The organism is Saccharopolyspora sp. ID03-671, from assembly GCF_045278815.1.
Taxonomy (GTDB): domain Bacteria; phylum Actinomycetota; class Actinomycetes; order Mycobacteriales; family Pseudonocardiaceae; genus Saccharopolyspora; species Saccharopolyspora ipomoeae.
In genome coordinates this window covers 6,806,489-6,820,682 of the sequence record NZ_CP134054.1, presented here as the reverse complement: position 1 = coordinate 6,820,682, position 14,194 = coordinate 6,806,489, and the positions used below count along the sequence as shown (strand labels likewise).

14 protein-coding genes and 1 pseudogene are annotated in these 14,194 nt (G+C 73.5%); 9 read left to right on the top strand and 6 right to left on the bottom strand.

Annotated elements, in window-relative coordinates; translation table 11 throughout:
- Positions 1 to 130: 130 nt before the first annotated feature.
- Genes REH65_RS31730 through REH65_RS31720 form a run of 3 tightly spaced genes read right to left on the bottom strand, consistent with a single transcriptional unit; the run spans position 131 to position 2,042 of the window.
- A complete protein-coding gene (locus tag REH65_RS31730) occupies positions 131 to 739 on the bottom strand; it encodes a methyltransferase domain-containing protein (protein WP_406690416.1) in 609 nt (202 codons plus the stop codon).
- The gene (locus REH65_RS31725; protein ID WP_406690415.1) at positions 736 to 1,386 is read right to left on the bottom strand and encodes a DUF2064 domain-containing protein; all 651 of its coding nucleotides are present in this window, start codon (positions 1,384 to 1,386) and stop codon (positions 736 to 738) included. The genes REH65_RS31730 and REH65_RS31725 overlap by 4 nt, the downstream gene beginning before the upstream one ends.
- The gene (locus REH65_RS31720; protein ID WP_281458077.1) at positions 1,383 to 2,042 is read right to left on the bottom strand and encodes a glycosyltransferase family 2 protein; all 660 of its coding nucleotides are present in this window, start codon (positions 2,040 to 2,042) and stop codon (positions 1,383 to 1,385) included. The genes REH65_RS31725 and REH65_RS31720 overlap by 4 nt, the downstream gene beginning before the upstream one ends.
- 135 nt (positions 2,043 to 2,177) lie before the next feature.
- Between REH65_RS31720 and REH65_RS31715 the strand changes: the two genes are divergently transcribed.
- Genes REH65_RS31715 through REH65_RS31705 form a run of 3 tightly spaced genes read left to right on the top strand, consistent with a single transcriptional unit; the run spans position 2,178 to position 5,142 of the window.
- The gene (locus REH65_RS31715) at positions 2,178 to 3,434 is read left to right on the top strand and encodes a hypothetical protein (protein ID WP_406690414.1); all 1,257 of its coding nucleotides are present in this window, start codon (positions 2,178 to 2,180) and stop codon (positions 3,432 to 3,434) included.
- A 5-nt stretch (positions 3,435 to 3,439) separates the two neighbouring features.
- On the top strand, positions 3,440 to 4,123 hold the full coding sequence (locus tag REH65_RS31710; protein WP_406690413.1) for a response regulator transcription factor: 684 nt from the start codon (positions 3,440 to 3,442) through the stop codon (positions 4,121 to 4,123).
- The gene (locus REH65_RS31705) at positions 4,123 to 5,142 is read left to right on the top strand and encodes a sensor histidine kinase (protein WP_406690412.1); all 1,020 of its coding nucleotides are present in this window, start codon (positions 4,123 to 4,125) and stop codon (positions 5,140 to 5,142) included. The genes REH65_RS31710 and REH65_RS31705 overlap by 1 nt, the downstream gene beginning before the upstream one ends.
- On the opposite strand, the gene REH65_RS31700 is transcribed toward REH65_RS31705, so the two are convergent.
- Complete coding sequence (locus REH65_RS31700) at positions 5,116 to 6,168, bottom strand: NAD-dependent epimerase/dehydratase family protein (RefSeq protein WP_406690411.1); 1,053 nt, start codon at positions 6,166 to 6,168, stop codon at positions 5,116 to 5,118. The genes REH65_RS31705 and REH65_RS31700 overlap by 27 nt on opposite strands.
- Before the next feature lie 136 nt (positions 6,169 to 6,304).
- On the opposite strand from REH65_RS31700, the gene REH65_RS31695 reads away from it, so the two are divergent.
- The 4 genes from REH65_RS31695 (at position 6,305) to REH65_RS31680 (ending at position 10,093) form a co-directional block, all read left to right on the top strand.
- A complete protein-coding gene (locus REH65_RS31695; RefSeq protein ID WP_406690410.1) occupies positions 6,305 to 6,679 on the top strand; it encodes a hypothetical protein in 375 nt (124 codons plus the stop codon).
- Positions 6,680 to 6,687: 8 nt separating this feature from the next.
- Positions 6,688 to 7,800 (top strand): molybdopterin-dependent oxidoreductase, encoded by a 1,113-nt coding sequence (locus tag REH65_RS31690; RefSeq protein ID WP_406690409.1) that lies wholly within the window; start codon positions 6,688 to 6,690, stop codon positions 7,798 to 7,800.
- A gap of 77 nt (positions 7,801 to 7,877) precedes the next feature.
- Entirely contained in the window at positions 7,878 to 8,750 is an 873-nt protein-coding gene (locus REH65_RS31685) for an AAA family ATPase (protein WP_406690408.1), read from the top strand.
- Complete coding sequence (locus REH65_RS31680) at positions 8,747 to 10,093, top strand: vWA domain-containing protein (protein WP_406690407.1); 1,347 nt, start codon at positions 8,747 to 8,749, stop codon at positions 10,091 to 10,093. The genes REH65_RS31685 and REH65_RS31680 overlap by 4 nt, the downstream gene beginning before the upstream one ends.
- Positions 10,094 to 10,096: 3 nt before the next feature.
- Here the strand turns inward: REH65_RS31680 and REH65_RS31675 are convergent, their stop codons facing one another.
- On the bottom strand, positions 10,097 to 10,855 hold the full coding sequence (locus REH65_RS31675) for an alpha/beta fold hydrolase (RefSeq protein WP_406690406.1): 759 nt from the start codon (positions 10,853 to 10,855) through the stop codon (positions 10,097 to 10,099).
- Positions 10,856 to 11,045: 190 nt separating this feature from the next.
- Here REH65_RS31675 and lnt point away from each other — a divergent pair, with 190 nt between their 5' ends.
- On the top strand, positions 11,046 to 12,680 hold the full coding sequence (gene lnt / locus REH65_RS31670; protein ID WP_406690405.1) for an apolipoprotein N-acyltransferase: 1,635 nt from the start codon (positions 11,046 to 11,048) through the stop codon (positions 12,678 to 12,680).
- A 51-nt stretch (positions 12,681 to 12,731) separates the two neighbouring features.
- A pseudogene (locus REH65_RS31665) lies at positions 12,732 to 13,504 on the top strand (polyprenol monophosphomannose synthase).
- A 276-nt stretch (positions 13,505 to 13,780) separates the two neighbouring features.
- On the opposite strand, the gene REH65_RS31660 reads toward REH65_RS31665, so the two are convergent.
- The gene (locus REH65_RS31660) at positions 13,781 to 14,119 is read right to left on the bottom strand and encodes an RNA polymerase-binding protein RbpA (RefSeq protein WP_281458067.1); all 339 of its coding nucleotides are present in this window, start codon (positions 14,117 to 14,119) and stop codon (positions 13,781 to 13,783) included.
- Between the last annotated feature and the right edge of the window lie 75 nt (positions 14,120 to 14,194).

Sequence of the window (14,194 nt, the reverse complement as noted above, 5' to 3'; positions counted from 1 at the left end):
AATCACAGCCGGACAGGAGCCTTTGGCGCGCTAAGTCCGATTCATCCTCGCCGGTACCGTTTTTCCGATCGTCCACACTGGACTTATTGTCCCATGCGGGCGGGAATCCTGGTTCTCCGGTCGCCGCGAGTCAAGACGTGCTGCGCAGCTCCGCGAACCAGCGCCCGCCGACCGCGATCACGCGCGGGACGAACCCCGGAGCCAGGCCCGCGATGGCCTCGGCACCCACCCGGGCCCAGCCGAAGCTGCGGCCCGGCCCGGCGGCGTCGACGACGGCGGTACCGCACCAGATCCCGGTCCCGGGCGGCTCGACCTCCACCCACGCCGCTCCCCCGGGTCGCAGCAACCGGCGGACCCGCCCCAGCAAGGCTCGGGGGTCGCCGCCGATGCCGATGTTGCCGTCGATGAGCAGCGCCTCGCCCCAGCCGCCCTCACCGGGCAGCGGGCCGAAGACGTCGCGGCGCAGCGCCATCGCCCCGCGCCGCACGGTCATCGCGACGGCCAGCGGCGAGCTGTCGATGCCCAGGCACGGCACTCCTGCGCTGGTCAGGGCCTCGGTGAGCCTGCCGGGTCCGCAGCCGATGTCGAGCACGGGGCCGGTGCAGGACGCCAGCACGTGCCGGTCGGCGGCCTCGGGAGCGGCGCTCCAGCGCCGTCCCGGCAGCGGACGGCTCGCGCCGTCGCTGGTGCGCAGGGTGGCGGTGGCGCCGCGCAGGGCGGCGTCGAACTCGCCGCTCACCGCGGGCACCCGGCCAGGGCCTCGGCGAAGCGGCTCCCCGGGATCCCGGCGGCGACGGCGCGGGCGTCGGGCATGGTGTCGACGTCGGTGAGCTCGGGCAGCGCCGCGACCCGCAGCCCGGCCTCGCGCAGGGCGAGCAGGGTGCGGCGCCCGGTGTCGGCGCGGGAGGTCGGGATCCCGGCCAGCAGCGCGGCGGCGCGGGGATCGCGGAAGCCGATGGCCCACCAGCCGCCGTCGGCGGCCGGGCCGAGCACGGCGTCGGCGCCGCGCAGCCGGTCGCGGGCCTCGGCGAGCAGTCCGGCGGTGACCTGCGGGGTGTCCATGCCGATCTGCAGCACCGGCAGTCCCAGGCGCGCCGTGTCGGCGTGGGCGGCGGCCAGGCGCTGCGGGAAGTCCGCGCCGCGCTGGGCCAGCAGGGTCGTGGTGCGCAGCCGCGAGCGGAGTTCGGCGGCTCGGGCCGCGCGGTCGAGCTCGCCGGTGAGCGCGACGACCGGGTGCGTCGCCGGGGTGGCGTGCACGGCGTCGAGGGTGTCGAGCAGGCCGGCGGCGGCGAGCTCGGCGGCCTGCTCCGGCGTGGCCGGCGGGCACAGGCGCGTCTTGGCCAGGCCGGGCACGGGTGCTTTGGCGACGACGAGCAGCGCGGTCATCGCAGCACCCGGGCCATGTCGCGGGTGGCGCGCAGGGTGCCGCGCAGCGACCCGGAGACCTTCGAGCGGGTGCCCGCGGCCCGGGGCCGGTAGTCGACGTCGATCTCGGCGATGCGCCACCCGGCCCGCCCGGCCAGCCGCAGCAGTTCCAGCGGGTAGCCGAAGGCGCGGTCGGCCACCCCGAGCGCGAGGAGGTCGGCGCGGCGGGCGGCGCGGACCGGGGCGATGTCGTGGACCGGCACGCCGTCGCGCCGCAGCAGGGCCGCGATGAGCGCGTTGCCCGCGCGGGCGTGCCACGGCCACGCGCCCGGGGTGGTCGGGACGCGGCGGCCCACCGCCATCTCGGCTCCGGCGCGCACCCGGGCGACGAGCTCGGGCAGCACCGCCGGGTCCAGGGAGCCGTCGCAGTCGGCGAAGCACACGATCTCGGTGCGGGCGGCCAGCAGGCCGGTGTGCACGGCGGCGCCGTAGCCGCGGCGGGGTTCGGCGACCACGGTCGCGCCGAGCTCGGCGGCCACCGCCGCGGATCGGTCGCGGGAGCCGTTGTCCACCACGAGAGCGCGGTACCCGGGTGGCAGGGCGGCGAGCACTCCGGGCAGCGCGGCGGCTTCGTCCAGGCAGGGCAGCACGACGTCGACTTCGTTCACAACACCCATGCAAGCGCAGAGTGGACGGCCCGAAAACCGCTGCAGCGCTTACCGAATCCTTACGCCGGGGAAGTTCTTACGAGGTTCTGACGGATCGCTCCCGCGCGTGGGAAACCACCCCCGCCCACGACTAGGTTCGCAGCCGTGCCCCGCCGTGCCGACCTGCTCGCCCTGACCGCCGCCGTCCTGGTGGTCGCCGCCACGGCGATCGCCGGTGCGCTGCTCAACCGCATCGGTGTTCCCCTCTTCGCCGACGCCGCGCCGCTGTTCGGCTTCTGGGCACCGCACGTCGGCCCGGGAACGCCCCTGGCGGTGGCGGTCGCCGCGGTCGTGATCGTCTGGGGCCCGGCGGTGTCCGCGCGGCTGCCCTGGCGCGGGCTGCTGGCGGCGAGCTACGCGGCCGCGCTGGCGTGGACGGTGTCGCTGGCGCTGGTCGGCGGGTGGCGCGGCGGCATCACCGAACGGCTCACCGACTGGACCGAGTACCTGCACGACGTGCCCCGGGTGCACGACATCGGCGTCGTGCTCGCCGAGTTCACCAGGCACGTCCTGGCAGGTCAGCCCGGGTCGTGGACGGTGCACGTGTCGGGTCATCCGCCCGGGGTGCTGCTGGTGTACACCTGGCTGGACCGGCTCGGGCTCGGCGGCGGCACCTGGGCATCGGTCGTGACGCTGCTGGTCGGGGCCCTGGCCGTGGTCGCGGTCCCGGCGACGGTCAAGGCGCTGCGCGACGAGCCCGCGGCCCGCGCGGTGATCCCGTTCGTGGTGCTGTTCCCGGGCGCGGTGTGGATGGGCGTCTCCGCCGACGGTCTGTTCACCGGGGTCACCACCGTCGGCATCGCCCTGCTGGCGCGACGTCGCGCGCTGCCGGCCGGGCTGCTGCTGGGCTTCTCGCTCTACCTCAGCTACGGCCTCACCCTCGTGACCGTGCTCGCGCTCGCCGTCGTCGCGCTCGACCGCTCCTGGCGCTCGCTGCTGATCGCCGCCCTGGGGGCATCGCTGGTCGTCGCGGCGTTCACCGCGGCCGGGTTCTGGTGGCTCGACGGCTACCACCTGGTCGTCCAGCGCTACCACCAGGGCGATTTCGCGCAGCGCCCCTACGCCTACTGGGTCTTCGGCAACCTCGGCGCGTTCCTGCTCTCCGCCGGTCCCCTCGCGGCGGCCGCGTCCTTCCGGAGCTCCTCCCCGACCCGGTGGCTGGTGGTCGCCGCGGGGGCGGCCGTGGTGGTGGCGGACCTGTCCGGGTTGAGCAAGGCTGAGGTCGAGCGGATCTGGTTGCCGTTCGCGGTGTGGTTCGCTGTGGCCGGTGCGCTGCTGCCCGCCGCCTCCCGGCGCTGGTGGCTGGGCGCGCAGGCGGTGACGGCGCTGGGCGTCGAACACCTGATCGCGACGGGCTGGTGATGGGGATGCGGGTGCTGGTGGTCGACGACGACCACGCGGTGCGCGACGTCGTGCGCCGCTACCTGGAACGCGCCGGTTACGAGGTGTTCCTCGCCGGTGACGGCGAGGAGGCCCTGCGCACCCACGCCGAGCGCAGGCCCGACCTGATCGTGCTCGACCTGATGCTGCCCGGCCTCGGCGGTCTGGAGGTCTGCCGCCGGGTCCGCGAGCACGGCTCGGTGCCGGTGGTGATGCTGACCGCGCTCGGCGAGGAGTCCGACCGGGTCGCGGGCCTGGAGCTGGGCGCCGACGACTACGTCGTCAAGCCGTTCAGCCCCCGCGAGCTCGTGCTGCGGGTGACCTCGGTGCTGCGCCGCGCCTCCCACGCGCCCCCGGCCGCGCAGGAGTCCATCGCGGACGGTTCGCTGGTGCTGGACCCGGGTGCGCGCCGCTGCACCCTCGACGGGGTCGAGCTGTCGCTGACCATCCGCGAGTTCGACCTGCTCGCGCACCTGATGCGCAACCCCCGCCGCGCGTTCACCCGGGCCGAGCTGCTGGAATCGGTGTGGGGCTGGAACTTCGGCGACCAGTCGACCGTGACCGTCCACATGCGGCGGTTGCGGGAGAAGATCGAACCGCGACCCGACCGCCCCGACCGGATCAGCACCGTGTGGGGCGTGGGCTACCGCTACGACCCCGAGGTGGGCTGATGGACCTGCTCACCGAGCTCACCCACGTCGCGCCGTACGCGATCGGCCTGTCCCTGCCGGTCGCGCTGATCGGCGCCGGGCTGCTGTACCTGCTGCGGCACCGCTCGCTGGCCACGACGCTGACCGTGCTGGTGGTCGTGCCGCTGGCGGCGACGCTGGCCGGAGTTCTCGGCGTCACCGGATTCATGTTCGGCCCGCTGCTGACCACCGTGGTCGTCATCTGCACCGCCGTCGGCGTGATCACCGCGCCGATCGCGGTCGTGCTGGGCCGCACCATCGCCCGCCGCAGCGTGTGGGAGCGCGAGGCCCGCGCCCGCGAGCGCGCCGCCGAGGCCTCGCGGCGCGAGCTGGTCGCCTGGATCAGCCACGACCTGCGCACCCCGCTGGCGGGCGTCCGCGCGATGGCCGAGGCGCTGGCCGACGGGGTCGTGGACGAGCGCGGCGAGGTCTGCTCCTACGCCGACCGCATCCGCGGCGAGACCGAACGCCTGTCGCGGATGGTGGACGACCTCTTCGAGCTCTCCCGCATCACCGCGGGCGCCCTGCACCTCGAACTCGGCGCGGTCCCGCTGCACGACGTCGTCAGCGAAGCCGTGGCCGCCGAGAACCCCCGCGCGCAGCGGCGCGGGGTGCGCCTGGCGACCGAGACCGAGCACTGGCCGGTGGTGGCCGGCAGCGACGCGGAACTGGCGCGGGTGGTGCGCAACCTGCTGTCCAACGCCATCCGGCACACCCCGCCGCACGGCTCGGTGGTGCTCTCGGCGGGCCGCGAGGGCGAGCAGGCGTGGCTGCGGGTCGACGACGCGTGCGGCGGCATCGCCGAAACCGAGCTGGATCGGGTCTTCGAGGTCGCCTACCGGGGCGATCAGGCACGGGGCGACGGCGAGCACGGCGCCGGGCTGGGGCTGGCCATCGCGCGCGGACTGGTCCAGGCCCACCGCGGTGAGATCCGGGCCCGCAACCACGGTCCCGGCTGCCGCTTCGAGGTCCGGCTACCCCTGGCCGACGGCGTCGCGTAGCGGCGCCCCGGCGAACTCGCGCACCCCGTCGGCGAAGTCGACGCGCGCCTGGAACCCCAGCACCCGGCGGGCTTTGGCGGGATCGGCGGCGACGTGCCGGACGTCGTTGGGCCGCACCCCGCCCACCACCTGCGGAGCGGGTCCGCCGCAGGCCGAAGCGAGCGATTCGGCGAGTTCGCCGATGGTGTGCGGGGTTCCGGAGCAGACGTTGACCGCGTCCAGTTCCCCCTGCGGCGCAGGGGTTTCCACCGCCGCGAGGTTGGCGGCGGCCACGTCGCGGACGTGCACGAAGTCGCGTCGCTGCCGCCCGTCCTCCAGAACCTTCGGAGCCTCACCCCGGTGCAGCGCGGAGCGGAACAGCGACGCGACACCGGCGTAGGGGGTGCCGCTGGGCATCCACGGGCCGTAGACGTTGTGGTAGCGCAGCGCCCGCACGTCTCCCCCGGTCTGCCGCGCCCAGGCGGCGGCGAGGTGCTCCTGCGCGAGCTTGGTGGCGGCGTAGGTGCTGCGCGGGTCCAGCGGAGCGTCCTCCGGGACGAGCTCGCTGGTCAGCGGCTTCCCGCAGCGCGGGCACGGCGGCTCGAACCGCCCGGCCTCGACGTCCTCGGCACGCCGCCGCCCGGGGCGGACGTCGCCGTGCTCGGTGCAGCGGTAGCGGCCCTCGCCGTAGACGACCATCGAGGACGCCAGCACCAGCCGCCGCACCCCGGTCTCGTGCATCGCGGCCAGCAGCACCGCCGTGCCGAGGTCGTTGTGGGCGGCGTAGTCGGGCATGTCGGAGGGGTCGACGCCGTGGCCGACCATCGCGGCCTGGTGGCACACGACGTCGACGCCGCGCAGCAGCCGCCGCACGAGTTCCGCGTCGCGGACATCACCGCGCACCAACGGGAACCGGGTCCGCGGCGGCGCCCCGTGGGCTTGGGGCAGCAGGGCGTCGAGGGCCACGATCTCGTGGCCGTGGTCGGTGAGGGCCTCGGCGACGGCCGAGCCGATGAACCCGGCGGCGCCGGTCAGCAGGATGCGCACGCCCCGACGCTAGGGCCGCCCCGGCCGGGACGGGACCGTCCGGGCCGGGATGTCATCGATCCACAAGAACTTTCGGCTCCCTTACGCCTCGCCCGCACCTCTGGCGCAGCGGTCGCGGCAGGGCTCGAATGGAACCATGACCTCGCTCTCCCGTGGCCGAGCCGCCGCGATCGGACTCATCGCGGCGGGCTCGGCGCTGGCCGCCGGGCACCTGGTGGCCGGTTTCGGCGATCCGCGCACCTCTCCCCCGGTCGCCGTCGGCGGCGCGTTCATCGACCTGGTGCCGCCCGGGGTGAAGGAGTTCGCGGTGGCGCTGTTCGGCACCGCCGACAAGATCGCGCTGCTCACCGGCATGGGCGTGGTCATCGCCGCCATCGCCGTCACCGCCGGGTTGCTCTCACGGCACCGGGTGCTGCCGGGCGCGCTGATCATCGGCGCGTTCGGGCTCGTCGGGATCGCGGCGGCGCTGAGCAGGCCCGAGGGTGCCGCGCTGCCCGCGGTGGTGTCCTGATCGCGGGGGTGGGCGTGTTCACCGGGCTGCACCGACTCGGCGGCCCGCCCGCGACCACCGAGTTCGAACGGCGCCGGTTCCTGGCGACCTCCGGCCTCGTCGTGGTCGGCGCCGGACTCGCCGGTATCGCCGGAACCGCCAAGCAGTCCAGCACCGCCACCTCCCAGCAGCAGGTCGCCGCGCGGCTGCCGAAGCTGCCGGCACCGGCGATCCCACCCGGCGCGGACTTCGTCGCCGACGGCACGCCGCCGTTCGTCACCCCCAACCGCGACTTCTACCGGATCGACACGGCCCTGGTCGTACCCCGGCTGCGCGCCGAGGACTGGCGGCTGCGGCTGCACGGCATGGTTGAGCGCGAGCTGGACCTGTCCTTCGCCGACCTGCTCGCCCGCCGCCTGGAGTCGCGAACGATCACCCTCGCCTGCGTGTCCAACGAGGTCGGCGGCAACCTCATCTCCACCGCGCACTTCGTCGGCGTGCCGGTGCGCGACCTGCTGCTGGAGGCCGGGGTGCGGCCGGGCGCGCAGCAGCTGATCACCACCAGCACCGACGGCTACAGCGCGGGCACGCCCGTCGACCTCCTCCTGGAACCCGACCGCGGCGCGCTGCTGGCGTTCGAGATGAACGGAGAACCGCTGCCCGCCCGGCACGGCTTCCCCGTGCGCATGGTCGTGCCCGGCCTCTACGGCTACGTCTCCGCCACCAAGTGGCTGGTCGACGCCGAGATCACCACCTTCGACCGGCAGGCCTACTGGCAGCAGCGCGGGTGGTCCCGGTTCGGGCCGATCAAGACCCAGTCCCGCATCGACCGCCCGCAGCGCGGCGCCCAGGTCCCGGCCGGGCCGGTGACGGTGGCCGGGATCGCCTGGGCCCAGCACACCGGCATCGACGCCGTGCACGTCCGCGTCGACGGCGGACCGTGGCAACCCGCCGAGCTCGCCACCGAGGCGGGCCGCGACACCTGGCGGATGTGGCGGGCCAGGCTGGACCTGCCGCCGGGCGAGCACGTCGTGCAGTGCCGGGCCACCGACCGCACCGGCACCCCGCAGACCGAGACCCGCCGGGGTGTCGTCCCCGACGGAGCGACGGGCCTGCACGAGATCACCTTCCGCTGCGGGTGAGCGGCATCACTTCCGTTGGACAGCACCGCGCGAACTGAGCAACCGTTCGGTATGGGACTCGGTGAGGGGAGCGCGCGGTGAGCGACGGCGGGACGGGCATCTTCGAGTCGGTGGACGACGTCGTCGAGCAACTGGCCGAAACCGGCTACCTCGCCTCGAACGCCGTGGCCACCACGGTGTTCCTGGCCGACCGGCTCGGCAATCCGCTGCTGGTCGAGGGACCGGCCGGGGTCGGCAAGACCGAACTGGCCAAGGCCGTCGCGACCGTCGCCGAGGCGCGCCTGGTCCGTTTGCAGTGCTACGAGGGCATCGACGAGGCCCGCGCGCTCTACGAGTGGAACCACGCCAAGCAGCTGCTGCGCATCACCGCCGGTCGCGACGAGACCTGGGACGAGGCCCGCACCGACATCTTCAGCGAGGAGTTCCTGCTCCCCCGGCCGCTGCTCACGGCCATCAGCGGCGACGAGCCGACGGTGCTGCTCATCGACGAGACCGACAAGGCCGACGTCGAGGTCGAGGGCCTGCTGCTGGAGGTGCTCAGCGACTTCCAGGTCACGGTGCCCGAGCTCGGCACCGTCAGCGCCTCCCGGCGGCCGTTCGTGGTGCTGACCTCCAACGCCACCCGCGAGCTGTCCGAGGCGCTGCGGCGCCGCTGCCTGTTCCTGCACATCGACTTCCCCGACGCCGAGCTGGAGCAGCGCATCCTGCGGCTCAAGGTCCCGGGCCTCGACGAGGCGCTGGCCTCCTCGGTCGTCGAGCTGGTCGGGGCGCTGCGCGGCATGCAGCTGCGCAAGTCGCCGTCGGTGGCCGAGACGATCGACTGGGCCCGCACGCTGCTGGCGCTGGGCGCCGACACCCTCGACGAGGACGTGGTGCGCGACAGCCTCGGCGTCATCCTCAAGCACCAGGACGACGTCCGGCGGGCCACCGAGAAGCTGGTCGTGCCATGACCTTGCAGGCCCGCCTGGTCGGTTTCGCCGGGGCGCTGCGCGAGCAGGGGCTGCGCATCGGCCCGGGCGAGACCGTCGACGCCGCCGCTGCCGCCGAGCTCCTCGGCGTGGCCGACCGGGAGCGGTTGCGCGAGGGCCTGGCCGCCGCGCTGCTGCGCACCGACGGGCAGCGCAAGGTCTTCGACGCCGCCTTCGACCTCTACTTCCCCAGCGGCGTCGGCGCACCCGAGAGCGCCCGCGACGGCGATCCCGAAGACCTGGAGCAGCGGCTCGTGGAGGCGCTGGCCGGCGACGACTCCGGCGCCCTGTCGCAGCTGGCCGGGGAGGCGGTGGACGCGCTCGGGCACTTCGGCGGCGAGGGCGGGCCGCAGGGCTGGTCGGCGCACCAGACCCTGGAGCGGCTGCAACCGCAGACGCTGCTCGCCCGGGTCCTCGCGGCCATGCGCGCCGGAACCGAGGAGGACTTCACCGATCGGCTGGATCGCGACGAGATCCGCCGCCGCATCGACGGTTTCCGCGAGAAGGTCCGCACCGAGGCCCGGCGTCGGTCCGCGGAGCTGCGCGGCACCGACCACGTCGCCAAGCACGCCATCACCCCCAGCGCCGACCAGGTCGACTTCCTCAACGCGGGGCGCGATCAGCTCGCCGAGCTGCGCCGCGCCGTGCAACCGCTCGCCCGCAAGCTCGCCACCCGCATGGCGGCCCGGCGGCGCCGCGCCAGCCGCGGCGGCATCGACCTGCGCCGGACGCTGCGCCGCTCGCTGTCCACCGGCGGCGTGCCGCTGCGCCCCGCCTACCAGCACCACCGCCCGGCCCGGCCGGAGATCGTGCTGCTGTGCGACGTGTCGGGCTCGGTGGCCGGGTTCGCGAACTTCACGATGCTGCTGGTCCAAGCGCTGCACGACCAGTTCAGCAAGGTGCGGGTGTTCGCCTTCGTCAACCGCACCGACGAGGTCACCCACCTCGTCGAACCCGGCGCCGCCGATCCGGCCGAGCTCGGGCGCCGCGTGCTCACCGAGGCGGAGGTGACCGGCTGGCACGACAGCAGCGACTACGGCCACGCGCTCGGCGAGTTCGCCGAGCGGCACCTGGACGCGGTCGGCCCGCGCACCTCGGTGCTGGTGCTCGGCGACGCCCGCACCAACGGCTGGAACCCCAACCTGGAGGCGCTGCACCTGATCAAGGAGCGCTCCCGGCGGGTGTTCTGGCTCAACCCGGAACCGGAGAACCGCTGGTCGACGGGTGATTCAGCGGCCCTGGAGTACGCGGCCATCGCCGAGATGCACGAGTGCCGCAACACCCGGCGCCTCACCCACCTCGTCTCGACTCTCCTGCCGGTCTGACCTCTACCGGGCCGCCAGGAACCGCTCCACGGCGGTGGCCAGCGCGATCGGGGTCTCGTCGATCGCGTAGTGACCGGCGTTGGCGAACACCTCGATCTCGCAGTCCGGGTACCAGACCCCGAAGGTGGCCTTCATGGTCTCCACGCCGAGGGCGGGATCGTGCTCGCCCGCGATGACCTTGACCGGCACCGGGTTGTTCTCGATCTCGGCGTGGAAGTCGGTGCGCGCCCAGGCGTGGAGGTAGTCGACGACGGCGGCCGGGTCGGCGTGCCGCCGCGAGTGCTCGACCATCGCGTCCAGCCAGACCCCGGTGAGCCGGTTGCCGGTGGTCAGGTCGATGATCGCGCGCCGGTTGCCGAGGTCGTCGGCCGCACCGGAGAACAGCTCCCAGCTCTGGTCGTCGAAGGGCACCCCGGACGCCGGGACCGGCGAGATGCCGACCAGCGCCCGGACCCGCTCCGGCGCGTCGGCGAGGACGCGCTGCGCCACCGAACCGCCCATCGAGTGGCCGATCAGCGAGAACGTCCCGATCCCCAGCCGGTCGGCCAGCGCCAGGACGTCGGCGGCCGCTTCGGCGAGGGTGTGCTCACCGGCTTCGCCGAGGCGCTCGCCGTAGCCGCGGTAGTCCGGGAAGACGTAGCGGAACCGGCCGGTGTCCAGGTGCGGGTGCAGCACCCGCCAGGCCGACGCGGACCCGAACCAGCCGTGCAGCGCGATGACCGCGTGCTCGCCGCGGCCGATCTCCTCGTGTCCGGTGCTCATCCTTCTCCTTCTCGGTCGGTCGGTGCGCCGATGATCACCGGAGCTGACCGAGCGTAAGCAGCGTCACGCTCGGTGGTCAATCGCCTGCTCAGGGCCTGTGTGCCGAGCGCACCGGGCTCGGCGCGTACATTTGGGTCGAGGCGCGTCTGGGGCGCGCCGGCAACGTTGGTGGCCCCGGTCCGGGGCCGACATGAGCACCGAGAAGGTTGATCGGGTGGTAGTCCCCACGGCTCCTGCGCAGGACGTCGCGCAGCCGGTTCGACGCACTCCCGGACCGCGGGCCGCGTGGGCGCTGCGCCTGGTCGCGGTGATCGCCGCCGGGTTCGCCCTCTACGCGGGGTCACCGCCGCGCGAGGCCTGGTGGGTCGCGCCGCTGGCGATCGCGGTGCTGGGCGCCGTGGTGCGCCACCGCAGGGCGCGCGCTGGCTTCGGCTACGGCGTGGTGTTCGGCTTCGCGTTCCTGCTGCCGCTGCTGGGCTGGTTGCAGGACTTCCTCGGCGCCGACTTCGGCCCCTGGCCCTGGCTGGGCGTGGCCGCGGTGGAGGCGCTGTTCATCGGCCTGGCCGGTGCCGGGATGGCGCTGGTCAGCCGCCTTCCGGTGGCTCCGGTGTGGATGGCGGCGGTGTTCGTCACCGCCGAGTCGGTGCGCTCGGCGTTCCCCTTCGGCGGTTTCCCGTGGGGCAGGCTGGCCTTCACCCAGGACACCGGTCCGATGCTGTCGCTGGCCGCGATCGGCGGCGCCACCCTGGTCTCCTTCGCCGTGGCCCTGGCCGGGTCCGGCCTGGCGGAGTTGATCGGGCGGGCCGGCCTCATCGAGCGCGCCGGCCTCATCGAGCGCGCCGGGCTGATCCGCGCCCCGCGCCGCTGGGCGGTGCCGGTGGCCGCGATCGCGGTGCCGCTGCTGGGCGGGCTGGCGTGCTGGCCGCTGGTGGGCACCGACGCCAACGCCGGGACCAAGCGGGTGGCGATCATCCAGGGCAACGCCCCCAACCTCGGCCTGGGCCTGCTCTACGAGGACGACGTGCTGCACGACAACCACGTGCGCGCCGCTGAGGAGCTCGTGGACGACGTGCAGGCCGGGCGCGTGCCCAAACCCGACTTCGTGCTGTTCCCGGAGCAGGTCGGCAGCTGGGGCCCGGCGCGCAGCGATCCGGAGCTGTCGGCGATCGCCTCCCGGCTGGGGGTGCCGCTGATCGTCGGCGGGCTGGGGCAGGACCGCGACCAGCAGCTGCGCAACGAGATCGTGCGCTGGGACCCGGAGACCGGCTTCGGCGACCGCTACGTCAAGCAGCACCTGGTGCCCTTCGCCGAGACGATCCCGATGCGCGAGGTCGCGCGCCTGGTCAGCCCGTTCGTGGACCGCTTCCAGTCCGACATGGTCCCGGGCGACGACCCGGGCGTGCTCGACGTCGCGGGCCTGAAGCTGGGCGTGGGCATCTGCTACGACGTCGCCTACGACGACGTGTTCGGCCCGGCCGCGGCGGAGGGCGCCACGCTGCTGGCGGTGCCCACCAACAACGCCTGGTACGGGCATTCCGAGATGAGCTACCAGCAGCTGGCGATGTCGCGGCTGCGCGCGGTGGAGACGGGTCGCGCGGTGCTGGTCGGCGCGACCAGCGGGGTCAGCGCCGTGGTGGCGCCGGACGGGTCGGTGGCCGCGCGGACGGAGCTGTTCACCGAGCAGAACCTGGTCGCCGAGGTTCCGCTGCGGTCGAATCGAACCTGGGCGACCGAGCTCGGTTCGGTTCCGATGTGGACACTGGCGGTGCTGGGGGTGGGCGCGATCGCGGCCGCCGGGTGGCGGGCGCGGAAGTCCGGCGCCTGATCGACGAACGAGTGCGCGGCCGGTCGGCGACGACCGGCTAGGAGGATGTGGATGGCGAGGCAAGCGCCGGCCGAGAAGGTGCTGGTGGTGATCCCGACCTACAACGAGCGGGAGAACCTGGAGCCGATCGTGCGGCGGCTGTTCGACGCGCTGCCGACGGCGAACGTGCTGGTCGTCGACGACGGCAGCCCCGACGGCACCGGTGAGGTCGCCGACCGGCTGGCGGCCGAGGACGACCGGGTGCACGTCCTGCACCGCACGGCGAAGGCCGGTCTGGGGGCCGCCTACGTCGCCGGGTTCGAGTGGGCCCTGGCCCGCGACCACACGGCGATCATGGAGATGGATGCCGACGGCTCGCACGCCCCGGAGGACCTGCCGCGCCTGGTCGGCATGCTCGGTGAGCGGGGCACGGGCGCCGACGTGGTCCTGGGCTCCCGCTACGTCACGGGCGGCCGCACGGTGAACTGGCCCTGGTACCGGGAGTTCCTGTCCCGGGCGCCAACCTCTACTCCAAGCTCGCCCTGGGCGTCCCGATCAACGACATCACCTCGGGCTACCGCGTCTACCGCCGAGAGGTCCTGGAAACCCTCCAGCTGCACAACGTCGCCTCGCAGGGCTACTGCTTCCAGGTGGACCTGGCCCTGCGCGCGGTGGAAGCGGGCTTCAAGGTCGCCGAAGTCCCCATCACCTTCGTCGAACGAGAGCTCGGCACCTCCAAGATGGACGCCGACATCGTCAAGGAAGCCCTGCTCAGGGTCACCACGTGGGGAATCCGCAGAAGGACCACCCAAGCAACGAGAACAGCTCGCCAGCTACTCCCCTAACCCACGTCAGGCAACCGGCGAAGCCGGTTTCTCAGTACCCCACCTGAGCAACTGGCACCGCCGCGGGTTCTGACAGGTCTTCTGGGGAGGACAGCCGTAGCGCCGTGTATTTGGCATACATCAGTCTCGGATCCCGGAGCCAGAAGGCGTGTCAGGTTCCGCTTCCGGCACTGCCAAGCAACAAGACCACAGAGCAGTTGATCTTTAAACCCAACCCCGAACACACGTAAGCGCCCGAGCGGTCAAACTCGGGCGCTTGCCATGCGAATCAAAAAATCAACGACCCCGACGAGTCCTCAACAGCTCTAGCCGCTCGTTGAGCAGCTCTTCGAGCTCAGGGATCGTGCGCCGTTCGAGCAGCATGTCCCAGTGGGTGCGCGGCGGCTTGCTCTTCTTCTGCTCCGGCTCGTTGCCGTCGATGATCTTCGACTCGGTGCCGTGCAGGCGGCATTCCCAAGTCGGGGGGACCTCGGCGTCGTCGGAGAAGGGCACCTCGAACTCGTGGCTCTTGGGGCAGGCGTAGCGCACCGTCCGGCGCGGTGCGAGGTCGTGGTTACGGTCGGTCTCGTAGCTGACAGCTCCGAGCCGGCTGCCACGCAGAACGCGGTCGGCCATGACGGTTCCTTTCCCTTCGGCTCGGGCGCAGTTCCCGAGCGGTTGTGCTCACCGTGTGCAACGACGGAGTACCCG